The following is a 14,840-nucleotide window of genomic DNA, read 5'->3' as shown; positions in this document are numbered from 1 at the left end:
CGGGCCGGTCGACGGTCAGGGCGTGACGACGAGCCCGAGCGCCTCGGCGACGACGACCGCCTGAGCCGGGTCGACCACGGCACCGGACAGTTGTGCCGATCGCGGGTCCAGCGCCGACAGGTCGCTGCCGCGCAGGACGGCGCCGCTCAGGTCGACGTCGCCCAGCTCCGCTCCCGACAGGTCGACGCCCAGCACGGAGGCGCCGGACAGGCGCGCGCCGTCGAGGTCGGCCTCCCGCATCCGCAGGCCCTCGAGGTGCACGCCGTCGAGCGCCGCCCGTCGCAGCGAGACGAACGACCAGTCGCCGCGCTCCGCGCGCAGCAGGTCGAACCGGCAGTCGTCGAACCGCGAGCCGACGAGCTTGCACCGCTCGAACCGCGCGTCGAACAGGTTCGCCCGGCCGAACGTGCAGCCCGTGAACGCGCACTCCGTCCACACCGACGCGTTGAACCGCACCCCCCGGAACGTGCACCGGTCGAACGTCGCGCCGGTGGCGGTCGCCTCGGTGAGGTCCACCTCCACCAGCTCGACGTCCTGGAGCACCAGCCCTGACAGGTCCCTGCCGTACCAGTCCTCCCCCCGGACCGTGCTGCCCGGCTCGACGTCGCCCGGTCCGATGCCGTCCGCCTCGATGTCGCTCACCCCCCGGACGCTAGCCGGGACCGCGGACACCCGCCGTCGTCGTCCCGAAGCCGCTCGTCGGCGAGGCGCCTACAGGGCGGCCGAGGTAGGCCACCCCACCGCGAGGTAGTTCAACCCCCAGTGAGGTAGTTCAACCCTCGGTGAGGTAGTCCCTCCGGGACGAAGGAGGTGAAACCCTCCGCGCAGCAGGACGGCAACCTCCCTCACACCGGACAAACTTCGGAAGAGGGCCCACTACCTCGCCCGTTGTGGAACTACCTCGGCGCGCCCCCTACTACCTCGCCGCGGTGCGCACTACCTCGCCGCGGTGCGCACTACCTCGCCGCGGTGCGCACTACCTCGGCACGCCCCCGACTACCTCGGCACGCCCCCTGCTACCTCGCCGCGCTGCGCACTACCTCGCCGCGTTGCGTACTACCTCGGCAGGGCTCGTGCTACCTCGCCGCAGGACGCAGCGGGGCGGGGGACACTGGTCTCGTGCCAGAGACGACGACGCCCCGGTCGACGCCGCCGCGCGGCCTCATCCTGACTCCCGGCGCGGGCGCGAGCCGCGACCACCACACGCTCGTCGCGGTGGAGGAGCGGCTCGCGGAGCTGGACCCGCCGCTGCCGGTCGAGCGGGTCGACTTCCCCTACCGGCTGGCGGGCAAGCGGATGCCGGACCGGCCGCCGGTGGCGGTCGCGCACCTGCGCGCGGAGGCGGAGCGGTTCGCCGCCGCGCTCGGCGTGGGCACGGACCGGCTGCTGCTGGGCGGGCGGTCGTACGGCGGGCGGATGTGCTCGATGGCGGTGGCCGAGGGGCTGCCCGCCGCAGGTCTGGTGCTCCTCAGCTACCCCCTGCACCCGCCGGGCAAGCCGGAGAAGCTGCGCGTCGAGCACCTGCCGCAGCTCGAGGTGCCGGTGCTGCTCGTCTCGGGCGACCGCGACCCGTTCGGCACCCCCGCCGAGCTGGCCGAGCACGCCGCGACGATCCCCGGGCCCGTCACGACGGTCATCCTGCCCGGCGCGCACGACCTGCGCGGCAAGGACGCCGACGTCGCGGCCGCGGTCGCGGACTGGGCGAGCGCCCCCTGACGCGCTGCCCGGCGGCTCAGCGGCCGCCGGCGGGCCGCTCGGGGTAGTCGGCCGGCTTCTTGCCCAGCTCGACGGCGAGCTCGTGGCGGCCGGCGAGGATGTCGGGCCGTTCCTCGTCGCGCTGGCGCAGCGCGTCGGCCTGCAGGTCGGGCGACAGGTGGTCCCAGTACAGGGTGCCGTCCAGGTGCTGCGCCTCGTGGATGAACGCGCGGGCCAGGAACCCGCTGCCGGAGAGCTGCACCGGCCCGCCGTGCTGGTCGACGCCCCGCACGGTCGCAGCACCCGGCCGCTCCAGCGGCTCGTACGCGCCCGGCACGGACAGGCACCCTTCGTCCTCGGTCTCGGGCTCCGCCTCGGTGTCGACCTCGAGCACCGGGTTCACGACGTGCCCCACGTGCCGGTCGCCGCTCTCGTCGGTGACGTCGTAGACGAACAGGCGCAGCCCGACGCCGACCTGCGGGGCTGCGAGGCCCACGCCCTCGGCGTTCTCCATCGTGGCGAACATGTCGTCGATCAGGCGCGCGAGCTCCGGCGTCGAGAACTCCTCGACCGTCGCGGCCGGGGCGTGCAGCACGGGCTCCCCGATCTCGGTGATCCGCAGCACCCGGCCGCGCGCGGCCTCGGGCGCCTGAGCGGGGTACGGGTCGACCGGCTCGCCCAGCAGGTACGTGGTGGGCCGACGACGACCGAAGCTCCAAGCCATGCCGCCGAGCCTATTTCAGGTCGGGGGGCACCCGCGCCGGCCGTGGGCGGCGAGGGGCGAGCACCGGGCGCGGGCGCGATCCTGGCGGTGCCGCCGCCGTCGACCCCCGGAGGAACCCGTGGCCCGCCCCACCGACCGTCCCGGCGCCGGGCGCTGGGTGCCCGGCGACGCGCCCGACGTCGGCCGGCTCGCCCGCGCGGCGCGGGAGTGCCGGGGGTGCGAGCTGTGGCACGACGCCACCCAGATCGTGTTCTCGTCCGGCCCGCCCGACGCGGCGCTCGTGCTGGTGGGCGAGCAGCCCGGCGACCGCGAGGACCGGGAGGGCGAGCCGTTCGTCGGACCCGCCGGCCGGGTCCTCGAGGACGCGCTCGAGGCCGCCGGGATCGACGTGGGCACCGTCTACCTGACCAACGCGGTCAAGCACTTCCGGCACGTCGAGCTGCCCGAGCGCGGCCGGCGCCGGCTGCACAAGACCCCGGCCGTCGCGCACGTGCGCGCCTGCCTGCCGTGGCTCGAGGCGGAGCTGGCCGCCGTCCGCCCGCGCGTCGTCGTCGCCCTCGGCTCGACGGCGGCCCGCGCGGTGCTGGGCCGGCCGGCCCGGGTCGGCGAGCTGCGCGGTCGTGTCCTGGACGCGCCGGAGGACGGTGCGGCCGTCGTCGTGACCACCCACCCGTCGGCGCTGCTGCGCCTGCGGGACCGGTCCGGCTGGGACGAGGCCTTCGCCGCCCTGGTCGCGGACCTCGCGACCGCCGCGCGGGCGGCTCGTGACACCTGACCGCGGGGCACCCTGAGCGCATGTCATACCGCAGGGGGACCCGCGACGACCGCGGATCCGCTCCTGGTCCGACGCGCCGGGCCGCGGCTGGGCGCGAGGGTGGTGACATGACACCTCTGCTGAGCGCGCGCGGCCTGACGATGCAGTACCCCGGCGGGGTCACGCCCGCCCTCGACGCGGTGGACCTCGACATCGCCGCGGGCGAGTCGGTCGCCGTCATGGGCGCCTCCGGCTCCGGGAAGACGACGCTGCTGCACTGCCTCGCCGGCATCCTGCGGCCGACGGGCGGCTCGGTGACGTTCGCGTCCGCCGGCGGCCCGGTGCGGGTCGAGTCGCTCGACGACGCGGGCCGCTCCCGGCTGCGGCGCGAAGAGCTCGGGTTCGTCTTCCAGCAGGGGCTGCTGCTCGACGAGCTGACGGCGCTGGAGAACGTGGCCGTGGCCCGCATGCTGGGCGGGGTGCCGCGCGGCCAGGCCGAGGCGGAGGCCGCGCAGTGGCTCCAGTACCTGGGTCTGGCCGGGCTGGAGCAGCGACGGCTGGGCGAGCTGTCCGGCGGGCAGGCGCAGCGCGTCGCGATCGCGCGCGCCCAGGTCACCGGCGCCCGCCTCATCTTCGCGGACGAGCCCACCGGGGCGCTCGACTCGGCCACGTCGGTCGAGGTCCTCGACCTGCTGCTCTCGGCCACGCAGGCCGGCCGCACCCTCGTCGTCGTCACGCACGACGCCGACGTCGCGCGCCGCTGCGCCCGCACCGTCGTGCTGCGCGACGGGCGCGTCGTCTCGGACACGGGCTCCCCTGCCGCCGCCCCGGCGGACGCCACCGAGGTCGCCCGATGACCGCCGCCCCCGCCGTCCCCGGTGCCCGCGCGGCAGGCCCGTTCACCACGGCGGTCCACCTCGCGCCCCTGTTCGCGCGCCGCCGCGACGGCGACCGCCTCGCGACCGCGCTGCCCGTGGTGAGCTTCGCCGTCGTCACCGCCCTGCTGCTCATCGTGCTGGGCGGCGCGCAGGCGTTCTTCGGCTGGCACGACGAGCTCGCCTCGACGTACGCGACGCTCGCCGTCATCGCCGTCGTGCTGCTCCTCGTGCCGCTGGCCACCGTCGGGGCGTCCGCCGCGCGCCTGGCGGCCCGACGCCGCGACGAGCGCCTCGCGTCGCTGCGGCTGCTGGGTGCCACCACCGGCACCATCACCGTGCTCACCGTGCTCGAGGCGGCCGTGACGGCCCTGGTGGGTGCCGTGCTCGGCGTCGTCGTCTACGCGGTCACCGCGCCGCTGGTGGGCCTGCTGCACTTCCGTGGCGAGGCGCTCGGGTCGCAGATGTGGGTGCCGTGGTGGTGGCTGCCGCTCGCCGTGCTCGCCGTCGCGCTGCTGGCCGCCGGGAGCGCCGTCGTCGGCCTGCGGGCCGTCGTCGTGACGCCGCTCGGCGTCCGCACCCGGCAGCGCCCGGGCACCGCGCACTGGGTGCGCGTCGTGATCGCGGTGGGCGTGCTCCTCGGCGGTCTCGCCCTCATGCAGGTGCTGGGCACGCTCGGGGAGCTGGGCGGCATCGTCGCCATCGTCGGCACCCTCGCCGCGATCTTCGGCGGCATGCTGCTGGCCCTCGACGCCCTGGGCCCCTGGTTCGTGCGGGTGCGCGCCCGCCGGCAGGCGCGCAAGGCGGCCACGGTGCCGCGCCTGCTCGCCGCGCGCATGATCCTGGAGGACCCGAAGGCGGCGTGGCGTCAGGTCAGCGGGGTCGCCATGACGAGCTTCGTCGGCGTGTTCGGCGCGGTCGGCCTGGCGCTCGCGAACCAAGGGACGACGGTCGAGATGGACGACGACGCGCGCTGGCTCATGCACGACATCTCGACGGGCGTGCTCGTCACCGTGGCCGGGTCGTTCCTCATGGTGGCCTGCTCGGTGGCCATCAACCAGGCCGCCGCGACGCTCGACCGGGCCGCGGTGCACGTGTCGCTCGACCGGCTCGGCGTGCCGCGCTCGGTGATGAGCGAGGCGTCCCGCCGCGCCGTGATGTCGGCCCTGTGGATGGTGGCGGGCGGTTCGGCGCTGTGCGCGGCCGTGCTGATCTTCCCGCTGGTCGGGATGGCGGTGTTCATCCAGCCGGTCGCCGTGGTCACCGCGCTGGCCGTGTTCGCGCTCGGCTTCCTCGCGGTGCGCGGGGCTGCGGCGCTCAGCGCGCGGCTCGTGCCGGGCATCCTCGCCCGGCCCGAGCGCGCGCTCTGACGGGCCGGCCGGCGGGGGTCAGGCTCCCCCGTCGGTCTTCTTGCCCGTCTCCCGCTCCCAGGCGTCGAGCTGCTGGGTGAGCGCCCGCGCGAGCTCGAACACCTGCTGCGGCGGGATGCGCACGCGCGACACCACCCGCCCGGGCACCACCCGGCCGGTGACCGCCCCCGTCTCCGGGTCGGTCACCGGCTGCGGCGGCTTCGTCGCCGCCACGAAGTCGATGACGAACGACGTCGACGTGTGCCACAGGGACGCGAAGTCCGCCGGGACCCCGCCCTCCAGGTCGGAGGGCACGTCGATCTGGAACTTCACCTCGTTGCTCGCCATGGGTCCACCTTCCCACCGCCCTGCAACGGCAGGGCGAGGACGGCCAGGTCGAGCCACCGTCCGAACTTGGTGCCGATCTCCGGCAGGCGCCCCACGTGGGTGAACCCGAGCGACTCGTGCAGCCGGACCGAGGCGGCGTTGCCCGCCTCGATGTCGGCAAGCATCACGTGGTGGCCCGCGGCCCGCGCCCGGGCGACGAGCTCGGTCATGAGCGCCCGGCCCAGGCCGCGGCCCTGGAACCCGTCCGCGACGTAGACCGAGTCCTCGACGGTGTGCCGGTACCCGGCCTTGGCGCGCCACTGGGCGTAGGTGGCGTACCCGGCCACGGCGCCGTCGTGGTCCGCCACGAGGACCGGGTTGCCGGCGGCGCGCTGCGCCGCGAACCAGGCGGCACGCTCGTCGCGCGGCACCTCGTCGTCCGTCCAGATCGCCGTCGACGAGCGGATGGCGGCGTTGTGGATGGTCAGGATGCCGTCGAGGTCGGTGTCGCGCGCGTCGCGAAGGATCATGCGCATATAGTAGACGTCGTGCTTCTTATCGTATCCGGCGGGGCCGTATGACGGCCGACCACGACCTCGGCGCCGCGCTCGCCGGCACCGTGCAGTCCGCCCGGGTCGCCCGCGGGATGACCGTCGCGGCGCTCGCGGAGGCCTCCGGCGTCTCGCGGGCGATGATCTCCCGCGTCGAGCGCGCCGAGGCGCAGCCCACCGCCGCGCTGCTCGGGCGCCTCTCGGCCGCGCTGGGCATGACGCTCTCAGAGCTCGTCGCCCGTGCCGAGGGCGACACCCGCCGCCTGGCACGCCGCGCCGAGCAGCCCGTCTGGACGGACGGCGAGACCGGGTACGTGCGCCGCGCGGTCTCCCCGCCGGCGAGCGCCTCGCTCGAGCTCGTCGAGGTCGAGCTCCCGCCCGGCGCGGAGGTCGCCTACCCCGCCGAGGCCTACCGCTTCGCCGACCAGCAGATCTGGGTGCTGGACGGCGCGCTGCGGTTCGTCGAGGGCGGCACGGTGCACGAGCTGGGCGCGGGCGACTGCCTCCAGCTGGGGCCTCCCGCCGACTGCACCTTCGTCAACGCGTCGGGCGCGCCGTGCCGCTACCTCGTCGTCCTCGACAAGCTCGCCGGCCCGCGCCGCGCGCGCTGAGCGCGACCGAAGGGCCGGACGGGAACCCCGTCCGGCCCTTCGGCGGTCGCCCGCTCAGGAGCAGGTGACCTCGGTGCGGTAGATCTGCATGTCGCCGCCCGCGGCGTGCGGGGTCGCGCACTTCGTGTGCGCGACGTACATCACCTGCTGGTAGAGCGGCTGGATGACCTGGTCGGCGAGGATGCGGTCCTCCGCCTTCTTCCACAGGACGTCCGCGGCGTCCTGGGTCGGCGCGGCGAGCGCGGCGTCGACGGCGGCCTGGCCCACGGGGTCGCTGTACTTCAGGCGGTAGTTCGCGTCGACGTAGACTGACGCGATCCACTCGGACGCCGCGGGGAACGACGAGCCCCACAGCTGGATGACGGGCCCGTCGAGCTTGTACGAGTTGATCGTCTCGGACAGGGCGGCCGCGGGCACCGGCTTCGGCTCGACGGTGAGCCCGATCTCCTTGGCGGAGTTGGACACGGCGAGGGCCGTCGCGGCGTCGGTGGTGTTCTCCGAGGAGTAGCTCAGCGGGATGGTCCCCGTGAAGCCCGACTTCTTGACGAGCGCCTTGGCGGCCTCCGGGTCGTAGGTGCAGTACTGGCCGCAGGCGTCCTCCCGGTAGGCGGACACCGAGTTCGGCATGAGGGAGCCGGCGGGGACGGTCGCGTCCTTGAACAGGTCCTTCGAGATGGTCTCGCGGTCGACGATCATCGAGAACGCCTGGCGCACCTCCTTCGGGAACGTGTCGTCGAGGTAGGTCGGCCAGGTGAAGTAGGTCTCCAGCGTGTTGCGGTCGATCGCGGTGAGCCCCTCCTCGCCGAGCGAGTTGCGCCCCTGCGCGATGAGCCCCGGCGGCAGGCTGCGCAGCACGTCGGCGTTGCCGGCGACGACGTCCTGGTAGGCCGTGTTGGTGTCGGTGTAGACGCGGAAGGTGATCTGGTCGGCCGCGCCGTCGGGCACCCAGCCCTGGTACTTCGGGTCCTTCTTCAGCACGGCCTCGACCTGCGGGTCGAGCTTCTCGAGCGTGTAGACGCCGTTGCCGACCGGCTTCTTGTCGTAGGCGACGGGGTCGGCGAACGCGCTCTCGGGCATCGGGCAGAAGGCCAGCTGCGACAGGATGTACGGCACGTCGTTGTTGGGCGACTTCATCTCGATCGTGAACGTGCTGTCGTCCACGAGCGTGATGCCGGAGAACTCGGTCGCCTTCGCCTTGCCCTTCGCGGGGTTCAGCTCGTCGTAGCCCTTGATCGGGCCGTAGGCGTAGTTCGAGGGCATCGCGTTGGCGCCGGCGCCGACGAAGTTGAACGTGTCGACGTACGTCTTCGCCGTGATCGGCGTGCCGTCCGAGAAGGTGTGGCCGGCGGCCACCTTGACGGTCCAGGTGACCTGATCGTCGCTCTCGAGCGACTCGGCGCCGCGCATGAAGACCTTGCCGTCCTCGTCGATGCCGGTCAGCGGCTCGCAGAGCGCCATCGCGATCTGGCTGCCGGGGTTCTGGGCGCCGGTGATGCGGCCGATCTCGCCGTTGTTCACGGCGACGATGGACGTCGTCCCGTCGGCGGTCTCGGCGGGTTCGCCGAGACAGCCGGACAGCATCGAGGCGCACGCAGCGGCGGCGACGATGCCGACCGCGATGCGGCTGCTCCTACGGTTCATCAGTGGTTCCTTTCGGACAGGGTGAGGGAGGAGGGAAGCGTGGTGACCATGCCGACGCGGGAGCGCGTGATCTGCTCAGCGAGGTGGCAGGAGGCGTGGTGCGCCGGGCGTCCGCCCGGGACGGACCGCAGGTCGGGCACGTCGGTGGCGCACCGCTCGACCGCCGCGTAGCAGCGGGTGTGGAACGGGCAGCCCGGCGGCGGGTCGATCGGCGACGGCGGGTCGCCCTCGAGCACCACCCGCTCGAGGTGCTCCCCCGGCGCGAGCTTGCGCGGGATCGCCGAGAGCAGGGCCCGCGTGTACGGGTGGGCGGTGGCGCCGTAGACGTCGTCGCAGTCCCCCTGCTCGACGACCTTGCCGAGGTACATCGTCACGATGCGGTCGGACATGTGCTGGACGACGTCGAGGTCGTGCGCGATGAAGATGATCGACAGCCCGAGCTCCCGCTTGAGGCGGTTCAGCAGGTTGAGCACCTGCGCGCGGACCGAGATGTCGAGGGCCGAGACCGGCTCGTCGCACACCAGCAGCTTCGGCTCGACGGCGAGCGCCCGCGCGATGCCGATGCGCTGCAGCTGGCCGCCGGAGAACTCGTGCGGGTACCGGTGCGCGTGCTCGGGGTTCAGGCCGACCTGGGTGAGGAGCTCGCCCACCCGGGCGTCGACCTTCGACGCGGGCAGCAGCCGGTGCGTCGTGACGCCCTCCGCGATCGACTGCCCGACCGAACGGCGCGGGTCCAGCGAGGCGTGCGGGTCCTGGAACACCATCTGCACCTCGCGGTGCAGCAGCGTCTTGCGGTCGGCGTGCGACATCGCACCGACGTCGGCGCCGTTCCAGCGGACGGTGCCCTCGCTGGGCGCCTCCAGGCCGCAGATGATGCGCGCGAGCGTGGACTTGCCGCACCCGGACTCGCCCACCAGGCCGACCGTCTCGCCCTCGGCGACCGTGAAGTCCACGCCGTCCACGGCCCGGACCTGCCCGTGCGCCCCGCGCGAGAACATCGTGTGCTTCTGCTTGTAGAAGCGGCGCACCGACTCAAGCTCCAACAACGGCACGGGCGATCACCTCCTCCTTGTGGTGGCAGGCCGCGGCGCGGTCCGGCGTGAAGGCGTCCAGGACGGGCAGCGCGGTGCGGCACCGGTCGGTGGCGTACCCGCAGCGCGGGTTGAAGCTGCAACCGGGCGGCCGGCGGGCGATGTCGGGCGGCAGCCCCTGGATCGTCGGCAGGTCGCCGCCGCGGTGCGCGGCGCTCGGGATGGAACCCAGCAAGCCCTGGGTGTAGGGGTGCGCGGGGTGGTCGAACAGGGTGTCGATGGGGCCGGACTCGGCGACCCGTCCCGCGTACATGACGAGCGCCCGGTCGGCGAGCTGTCCGGCGACGCCGAGGTCGTGGGTGATCATCAGCAGCGCCATCTGGCGCCGCTCGGTGATCTCCCCGAGCAGGTCCAGGATCTGCGCCTGCACGGTGGCGTCGAGGGCGGTCGTCGGCTCGTCCGCGATGAGGATGTCGGGGTCGAGCGCGAGCGCCATCGCGATCATGATGCGCTGGCGCATCCCGCCGGAGAACTGGAAGGGGTAGTCGTCGGCGCGGTGCGCCGCGTCGGGGATCCGCACCGCGCGCATCATGTCGACGGCGGCGGCGTGCGCCTGCTTCTTCCCCATCCCGCGGTGCACGCGGTAGAGCTCGGCGATCTGGGTGGCCACGGTCTGCACGGGGTTGAGCGCGCTCAGCGCGTCCTGGAACACCATCGCGATGCGGGCGCCCTGCACGCGGCGCAGGCGCGGCGCGGGGAGGGTGAGCAGGTCGTCGCCGTCGAACATGATCCGGCCGCCGGTGATGCGCGACGCCGGCTTGGGCAGGATGCCCATGATCGCCTTGGCGGTGATGCTCTTGCCGGACCCGGACTCGCCGAGGACGGCGAGCGTCTCGCCACGGTGGAGCGTGAAGCTCACGTCCTGCAGCGCCGCGACCGGCGGGTTGCCCGGCGAGCGGAACTCGAGGGACAGGTTCTGGACGTCGAGGAGCGGGGTCATCGGCGGGCCTTCGGGTCGAGGGCGTCGCGCAGGCTCTCGCCGAGCACGACGAAGGCGAGCGTGGTGAGCCCGAGCATCAGCGCGGGGAAGAACATCAGCAGCGGCGCGATCTGCCAGTTGCCGTCCTGGCTCGCGAGCGCGATCTGGATGCCCCAGGAGAAGGCGGGCAGCTTGAGCCCGACGCCCAGGATGGAGAACCCGGCCTCGGCGGCCATGCCCGCACCGACCGACAGCGTCGTCATGACGATCAGCGGCGTGACGGCGTTGGGAATGACGTGGGAGCCGAGGATGCGCCACGGACCGACGCCCAGGCCGCGGGCCGCCTGGATGAACTCCAGGTTCTTGACCTGCATGACCGAGCTGCGCATGTAGCGCATGGTCGCGGCCCAGCTGAACAGCACGAGGACGAGGACGATCGTCCACACCGTGCGCGAGCGGAACTGGTACAGGATCACCAGGCTGGCGATGCCGACCGGGATGCCGAGGATCACGTTCGACGTCCACGAGATGACCGTGTCCACGACCCCGCCGAAGTAGCCGGCGAGCGACCCCGCGACGAGCGCGATCAGGAACGAGATCGCCGCGGTGTAGACGCCGACCTCGAGCGAGGTGCGCGCGCCGTGGACGACGTTCGACCAGTAGTCGCAGCCCTGGATGTCGAAGCCCATGGGGTGTCCCGGCGCCGGGCCGAGGCGGGACTGCGACAGGTCGCAGTCGCGGGGGTCGAGCTGCGTGAACAGCGACGGGAACAGCGCCATGAGCACGACGACGACGATGATGAGCGCCGCGAGGTCGAACCAGGGGCTCTTCCACAGGGTGCGCAGGCCGCTGCGCGGGCGGCCCTGGCGCGTCCTTGCCGCGGGCGGCGCGATGGTGGGGTCAGACATGACGCACCCTCGGGTCGATGATCGGGTAGAGCAGGTCCACGACGAGGGCCGCGACCAGGTAGAACAGCAGGAGGAACACGGAGACACCGACGACGACCGGGCCGTTCTGGGTGTCGATGGCGCGGGCGAGCGTGCCGCCGAGGCCGGGCAGGTTGAAGATCGTCTCGATGAGCACCGACCCGCCCAGCAGGGCCGCCATGCTCAGCCCGAGGTAGGTCACGACCGGCATGAAGGCGTTGCGCAGCGCGTGCACCCACATGATCCGGTGGGGTCCGATCCCCTTCGCGGTGGCCGTGACGATGTAGTCGGACCGCATCGTGTCGACGAGGCTCGTACGGCTCAGCCGCGCGAGCGGGGACGCGGTCTCCAGCGCGAGGACCAGGGCGGGCATGACGAACGCGAGCGGGAACCCGGCCTGCACCCCGGAGATCGGTAGCCAGTGCAGCTTGATGCCGAACACGTACTGCGAGAAGTACGCGATGATGAAGCCGGGCACCGCCAGGAAGAAGATCGTGAAGAACAGGTTGAACTTGTCCGGCAGCTTCCCCTGCCGCAGCCCGGCCCAGACGCCCAGGCACACGCCGATGACGAGCTTGAGCACGAACGCGGTCAGCGCGAGCACCAGGGTGTAGGGCAGCGCCGTCGCGATCAGGGCGGACACGGAGTTGCCGTTGAAGTCGTGCCCGAAGTTGCCGTGCAGCACGCCCCACAGGTACTTCGCGTACTGGACGAAGAACGGGTCGTCCAGGTTGTACTGGTCGCGGATGGCGGCGATCGTCGAGTCCGAGAGCCGCTTCTCGCCGCCGGCCAGCCGGGTGACCGGGTCACCCGGGATGAGGAACACCAGCAGGTAGACCAGGAACGTCGACCCGACGAGCGTCGGGACCATCATGAGGATGCGCCGCAGCGCGTACCGCCCCATCAGCGCCGGGCGGGCTGGTGCGCCGCGTAGTAGTCGAGCAGCTCGGCGGGGAGCTGGGGGATCTCGAACGGCGTGGAGTCCGCGCGGATCGACAGCGCGCCGCCGACGCCCGCGGCGACGGCGTCCCGCGCCGCGACCGGGCTCGTGTCGGTGGGGGTGCCACGGCGCACGAACTCGACGAACTCGGCGACCGTGAGCGGGTCGGCGCCGCCGTGGCCGCCATCGCCGCCGTCCTCGATCGGGTAGCGCACGTGCCCCTTCTCGAGGTAGTCGCTGCGCTGGTTCCACACCCGGATCTCGCCGCCGGCGTCGTCGTCGAAGTTCTCGATGCGGCCCTCGGTGCCGATCACCGTGTAGTTGCGCCAGTAGTCCGGGGTGAAGTGGCACTGCTGGTAGCTCATCAGCACGCCCGAGTCGGTGCGCATCATGATCATCGAGATGTCCTCGACGTCGATGACGGGGTTGAGGTCCTGCTGGGCCAGCGGCGGCCAGTTCTGCATGGAGAACCAGTCGCCCATCCGCCGGTCGGAGTTGTCGCGGCGCGAGTCGACCTTGTCGTAGACGGCGAGGTCGCCGACGCCGACGACCGACCGGGTGGAGGTCCCGGCGATCCAGTGCATGACGTCGATGTCGTGCGCGCCCTTCTGCAGGAGCAGGCTCATGGCCTTGTCGCGCTCGGCGTGCCAGTCCTTGAAGTAGTAGTCACCGCCGTGGCCGACGAAGTGCCGGCACCAGATCGCCTTGACCTCGCCGATCTCGCCCCGGTCGACGATGTCCTTCAGCATCCGCACGACCTGCATGTGCCGCATGTTGTGGCCGACGTAGACCTTGGTGCCGGTGCGGTGCCCCGCCTCGAGGATGCGGTCGGCGTCCTCGATGGAGATGGCGAGGGGCTTCTCGATGTAGGTGGCGATGCCGGCCTCGAGCAGCTCGACGGCGACGTCGGCGTGCGTGAAGTCCGGGGTGGTGACGAACGCGCCGTCGATCTCGAGGCCGGAGGCGATGAGCTCCTTGACGGAGGCGAACACGGGGACGTCCCCGAACAGGCGCGCGGCCCGCGCGTGGGTGCGCGGGTCGGGGTCGACGGCGGCGACGACGCTGCCGCCCGCCTCCTGCACGTGCAGCGCGACGCCGGCGCGGGCGCCGATGCCGATCGCGGCGGCTCGGAACGGTGTCGTCTCGGCGACGCTGTCGGTGCTCATCTGTTCGTTCTCCGGATCGATGGTGACGACGGGTGCCGGGACGTCCGGCACCCCGTAGATGCGGGTGGAGTGCTTGGTGAAGGCCAGGCCGAGGGCGCCGAGGACGGTCGCGTCCGCGCCGAGCTCGCCGCCGCGGATCAGCCGGGGGCCGGGCTGCACGCCCGTGACGGCGGTGCGGATGTTGTCGGCGAGCGGCCCGGCAACGAGGTCGGCGAACTCGCCGAGCTCGCCGCCGAGGACGATGACGTCGGGGTCGACGGTGAGCAGCAGCGCGGCCAGGGCGGGCGCCATCGCGGCACTGAGGCCCTCCAGCGCCGTGAGGCCGGACAGGTCGGCCGGGTCGTCGCGGAGCTTGCGCAGCTCGGCGCCCACCTTCGGCGCGGCCTCGAGGATGGGGCCGGCCGGCACCTCCACGTCGCTGAAGGCGCGGAGCAGGCCGACCTCCCCGGCGCGGCCCCGGCGCCCGCGCACGACGTGGCCGTCCGCCGTGACCCGCGCGGACACGTGGTGCCAGGTGAGCGCGTACACGCCGGTCTCCGCGTCGGTGAGGGCGCCGCCGCGGGACTCGGCCTCGGCCGCGAGGGACAGGTCGTTGTCCACCACGACCGGCGCGCCGAAGTACTCGGTGAGCATCGCGGCGAGGTTGCGGCCGTTCCACTCGGTGATCTGCGGGGCGGAGACGAGGATGCCGTCCTCGTCGATCAGGCCGGCGATGGCGACGCCGATGGCGGCGACGTTCGACTGGCGGTGGCCGGCCCGTTCCAAGGTCTGCTGCAGCAGGGCGCGGACGGGGGCGAGCGACGGCTGCGCGGTGGTGGGCGGGGCGACCGCGGAGTCCTGCCGACCCAGCACGCGTCCGGTGCGGTCGGCGACGACGATGCGCACCGCGCTGCGGGTGAGGTCGATGCCCACGACCACCGGAGAGCCCGCCACGGGCGAGAACGTGCGGGCCGGGCGGCCCGACGCGACCCGCGCCTCGTGCTCGACCGCCAGCCCGGACTCCATCAGCTCGCCCAGCGCCGCGGTGACCGTCGGTCGCGACAGCCCGGTGCTCTCGGCGAGGTCCGCGATGGTCGCCCGCTCCAGGTCGCGCAGGCTCGCCAGGCACTGGGCGACGAGCTTCACGTCGATGGCAGACATCCTTGAACCCACTTCCGAAGTGACTTCCACGACCGTTGTGAAAGCAGTTTCGCCATTCTGGGACCGGCGCCGCGGGCTGTCAATGGGCAACGTCGAGGCGCGGTGCGCGGCCCGCCGTGCAGAATCTGCAC

General features: G+C 73.0%; 15 protein-coding genes. 5 read left to right on the top strand and 10 right to left on the bottom strand.

Annotation, left to right across the window (positions count from 1 at the left end; genetic code table 11):
* Nucleotides 1-15 precede the first annotated feature (15 nt).
* Entirely contained in the window at nucleotides 16-642 is a 627-nt protein-coding gene (locus ACWGKI_RS09230; protein ID WP_452186445.1) for a pentapeptide repeat-containing protein, read from the bottom strand.
* A gap of 477 nt (nucleotides 643-1,119) precedes the next feature.
* On the opposite strand from ACWGKI_RS09230, the gene ACWGKI_RS09225 reads away from it, so the two are divergent.
* Nucleotides 1,120-1,716 (top strand): alpha/beta hydrolase family protein, encoded by a 597-nt coding sequence (locus ACWGKI_RS09225; protein ID WP_452186443.1) that lies wholly within the window; start codon nucleotides 1,120-1,122, stop codon nucleotides 1,714-1,716.
* Between the two features lie 16 nt (nucleotides 1,717-1,732).
* Here the strand turns inward: ACWGKI_RS09225 and def are convergent, their stop codons facing one another.
* On the bottom strand, nucleotides 1,733-2,419 hold the full coding sequence (gene def / locus ACWGKI_RS09220) for a peptide deformylase (RefSeq protein ID WP_452186441.1): 687 nt from the start codon (nucleotides 2,417-2,419) through the stop codon (nucleotides 1,733-1,735).
* A 118-nt stretch (nucleotides 2,420-2,537) separates the two neighbouring features.
* On the opposite strand from def, the gene ACWGKI_RS09215 reads away from it, so the two are divergent.
* From ACWGKI_RS09215 to ACWGKI_RS09205, 3 genes are all read left to right on the top strand, one after another.
* Entirely contained in the window at nucleotides 2,538-3,194 is a 657-nt protein-coding gene (locus ACWGKI_RS09215; protein ID WP_452186439.1) for a UdgX family uracil-DNA binding protein, read from the top strand.
* Nucleotides 3,195-3,301: 107 nt separating this feature from the next.
* Nucleotides 3,302-4,030 (top strand): ABC transporter ATP-binding protein, encoded by a 729-nt coding sequence (locus ACWGKI_RS09210; RefSeq protein ID WP_452186437.1) that lies wholly within the window; start codon nucleotides 3,302-3,304, stop codon nucleotides 4,028-4,030.
* Nucleotides 4,027-5,418 carry an FtsX-like permease family protein gene (locus ACWGKI_RS09205; RefSeq protein ID WP_380240550.1) on the top strand — a complete coding sequence of 464 codons (1,392 nt, stop codon included), beginning with the start codon at nucleotides 4,027-4,029 and terminating at the stop codon, nucleotides 5,416-5,418. Before ACWGKI_RS09210 ends, ACWGKI_RS09205 begins: the two co-directional genes overlap by 4 nt.
* A gap of 18 nt (nucleotides 5,419-5,436) precedes the next feature.
* On the opposite strand, the gene ACWGKI_RS09200 is transcribed toward ACWGKI_RS09205, so the two are convergent.
* Together ACWGKI_RS09200 and ACWGKI_RS09195 are read right to left on the bottom strand one after the other, a co-directional pair.
* Nucleotides 5,437-5,745 (bottom strand): DUF3467 domain-containing protein, encoded by a 309-nt coding sequence (locus tag ACWGKI_RS09200; protein WP_380240552.1) that lies wholly within the window; start codon nucleotides 5,743-5,745, stop codon nucleotides 5,437-5,439.
* Nucleotides 5,727-6,254, bottom strand: coding sequence for an N-acetyltransferase family protein (locus ACWGKI_RS09195; protein WP_452186434.1), 528 nt, complete (start codon nucleotides 6,252-6,254; stop codon nucleotides 5,727-5,729). Before ACWGKI_RS09195 ends, ACWGKI_RS09200 begins: the two co-directional genes overlap by 19 nt.
* A gap of 47 nt (nucleotides 6,255-6,301) precedes the next feature.
* Here ACWGKI_RS09195 and ACWGKI_RS09190 point away from each other — a divergent pair, with 47 nt between their 5' ends.
* On the top strand, nucleotides 6,302-6,886 hold the full coding sequence (locus ACWGKI_RS09190; RefSeq protein ID WP_452186432.1) for a helix-turn-helix domain-containing protein: 585 nt from the start codon (nucleotides 6,302-6,304) through the stop codon (nucleotides 6,884-6,886).
* A gap of 54 nt (nucleotides 6,887-6,940) precedes the next feature.
* Here the strand turns inward: ACWGKI_RS09190 and ACWGKI_RS09185 are convergent, their stop codons facing one another.
* From ACWGKI_RS09185 to ACWGKI_RS09160, 6 genes are read right to left on the bottom strand one after another with little or no spacing between them, the layout of a single operon-like run.
* Nucleotides 6,941-8,527, bottom strand: a complete 1,587-nt coding sequence (locus ACWGKI_RS09185) for an ABC transporter substrate-binding protein (protein WP_452186430.1) — start codon at nucleotides 8,525-8,527, stop codon at nucleotides 6,941-6,943.
* A complete protein-coding gene (locus ACWGKI_RS09180; RefSeq protein WP_452186428.1) occupies nucleotides 8,527-9,579 on the bottom strand; it encodes an ABC transporter ATP-binding protein in 1,053 nt (350 codons plus the stop codon). Before ACWGKI_RS09180 ends, ACWGKI_RS09185 begins: the two co-directional genes overlap by 1 nt.
* Nucleotides 9,560-10,558, bottom strand: a complete 999-nt coding sequence (locus ACWGKI_RS09175; protein ID WP_380240562.1) for an ABC transporter ATP-binding protein — start codon at nucleotides 10,556-10,558, stop codon at nucleotides 9,560-9,562. Before ACWGKI_RS09175 ends, ACWGKI_RS09180 begins: the two co-directional genes overlap by 20 nt.
* Nucleotides 10,555-11,445: an ABC transporter permease gene (locus ACWGKI_RS09170; RefSeq protein ID WP_380240564.1), complete on the bottom strand. Its 891-nt coding sequence runs from the start codon at nucleotides 11,443-11,445 to the stop codon at nucleotides 10,555-10,557. The genes ACWGKI_RS09175 and ACWGKI_RS09170 overlap by 4 nt, the downstream gene beginning before the upstream one ends.
* The gene (locus tag ACWGKI_RS09165) at nucleotides 11,438-12,367 is read right to left on the bottom strand and encodes an ABC transporter permease (protein WP_380240566.1); all 930 of its coding nucleotides are present in this window, start codon (nucleotides 12,365-12,367) and stop codon (nucleotides 11,438-11,440) included. Before ACWGKI_RS09165 ends, ACWGKI_RS09170 begins: the two co-directional genes overlap by 8 nt.
* Complete coding sequence (locus ACWGKI_RS09160) at nucleotides 12,367-14,709, bottom strand: ROK family protein (RefSeq protein WP_452186425.1); 2,343 nt, start codon at nucleotides 14,707-14,709, stop codon at nucleotides 12,367-12,369. Before ACWGKI_RS09160 ends, ACWGKI_RS09165 begins: the two co-directional genes overlap by 1 nt.
* Between the last annotated feature and the right edge of the window lie 131 nt (nucleotides 14,710-14,840).

It is taken from the genome of Isoptericola sp. NPDC055881, from assembly GCF_053615895.1.
The sequence above is the reverse complement of the archived record's forward strand: the minus strand, read 5'-3'. Positions and strand labels throughout refer to the sequence as shown.

Coding starts and splice junctions, on each gene's coding strand:
- ACWGKI_RS09205 (WP_380240550.1), top strand. CDS start 4,027: ATGACCGCCGCCCCCGCCGTCCCCGGTGCCCGCGCGGCAGGCCCGTTC.
- ACWGKI_RS09195 (WP_452186434.1), bottom strand. CDS start 6,254: ATGATCCTTCGCGACGCGCGCGACACCGACCTCGACGGCATCCTGACC.
- ACWGKI_RS09160 (WP_452186425.1), bottom strand. CDS start 14,709: ATGTCTGCCATCGACGTGAAGCTCGTCGCCCAGTGCCTGGCGAGCCTG.
- ACWGKI_RS09190 (WP_452186432.1), top strand. CDS start 6,302: ATGACGGCCGACCACGACCTCGGCGCCGCGCTCGCCGGCACCGTGCAG.
- ACWGKI_RS09165 (WP_380240566.1), bottom strand. CDS start 12,367: ATGGGGCGGTACGCGCTGCGGCGCATCCTCATGATGGTCCCGACGCTC.
- ACWGKI_RS09200 (WP_380240552.1), bottom strand. CDS start 5,745: ATGGCGAGCAACGAGGTGAAGTTCCAGATCGACGTGCCCTCCGACCTG.
- def (WP_452186441.1), bottom strand. CDS start 2,419: ATGGCTTGGAGCTTCGGTCGTCGTCGGCCCACCACGTACCTGCTGGGC.
- ACWGKI_RS09175 (WP_380240562.1), bottom strand. CDS start 10,558: ATGACCCCGCTCCTCGACGTCCAGAACCTGTCCCTCGAGTTCCGCTCG.
- ACWGKI_RS09185 (WP_452186430.1), bottom strand. CDS start 8,527: ATGAACCGTAGGAGCAGCCGCATCGCGGTCGGCATCGTCGCCGCCGCT.
- ACWGKI_RS09210 (WP_452186437.1), top strand. CDS start 3,302: ATGACACCTCTGCTGAGCGCGCGCGGCCTGACGATGCAGTACCCCGGC.
- ACWGKI_RS09170 (WP_380240564.1), bottom strand. CDS start 11,445: ATGTCTGACCCCACCATCGCGCCGCCCGCGGCAAGGACGCGCCAGGGC.